General features: G+C 73.4%; 1 protein-coding gene. It reads right to left on the minus strand.

The genetic code is table 11. The features are described 5' to 3' along the window. A partial coding sequence (locus AC5WRT_RS38860) for a SpnB-like Rossmann fold domain-containing protein (protein WP_496101095.1) occupies positions 1-1,197 on the minus strand: 1,197 nt, incomplete at both ends.

The raw sequence follows: 1,197 nt of genomic DNA on the forward strand, positions 1-1,197 counted from the left end.
GGCGAGACGGCCGGTCGTACGGCCGTCGACCAGCGGGGGCAGGTCGATCAGGCCACCCCAACGGCCGGGCGCCTCCAAGGCGGCCACGCGGCCGAGGCCCCAGACGGCGGCCTGTACCGGGTCCACGGCACCATCGGACCGGCCCCCCGACACCGCGCCACGGGTGACCGCCCACAGCAGTGCCACCACGCCGGCGTCGCCCAGAGCCTGCACAAGAGTGAGGGTGGTGGAGACGGCCAAGGGGGCGGCGGCGCCCTCGACTTCGTTTGCGAGGGACAGCAGCGACACCACGCCCGCGACGGCCCCGACGCCTTCGAGGCGCGCGGCCAGTTCGGCGCGGCCCGCACCGGTCGCGTGGGTCAGTCGCTCCACCTCGGCGCCGCGCGCGGTGAGCGCGTCGATCACCGCCTGCGCCCAGCCGTCGTCGGCGTGGGCGGCCGGCTCGATCACCAGCCAGCGCCCGGAGAGCGTGGCGGAGGCTTGTACGCCGGCGAGGGGCCGCCATTCGACGCGGTAGCGCAGGGCGTCCAAGTCGGCGTGTTCACGGCGCTGGCGACGCCAGGAGCTCAGAGCGGGCAGCACCGCGCCCACGACGTCCTGCTCCAGGTGCAACTCCCCCGCCAGCGTCTCGAGGTCCTCCCGCTCGACCGCCTCCCAGAACCGGGCGTCGATCTCACCGTCCGTGCCGACACCGGCCTTCGGCCGCGCGGGAGCCGGCCAGTACGTCTCGTGCTGGAAGGCGTACGTCGGCAACTCCACCGGCTCCGCGACCGGGAACACCCGCGACCAGTCGACCTCGGCACCACGGGCGAACGCCGCGGCCACGGCGGACACCACGGACACGGCTTCCGGACGGTCCTTGCGCAGCACCGGGACGAAGAACCTTCCGTCTTCGTCCGCCACACAGTCCTGCCCGAGCGCGGTGAGGGTGCCGTCGGGGCCCAGCTCCAGGAAGCGGGCGGTGGCGTGCTCGTCGGCGAGGGTGCGTACGGCGTCGCCGTAGCGGACGGTACGGCGGACGTGGTTCACCCAGTACTCGACAGAGGTCAGCTCTTCGTCGGTGGCGGAGACACCGGTCACCGTCGAGACGATGGGGAGCTGCGGCCGGTCGTACGACAGGTTCTCGGCGACCTTGCGGAAGTCGGCGAGCATGGGCTCCATGAGCGGGGAGTGGAAGGCGTGGCTCACGCGCAGGAG

This window comes from Streptomyces sp. NTD91, assembly GCF_059510455.1.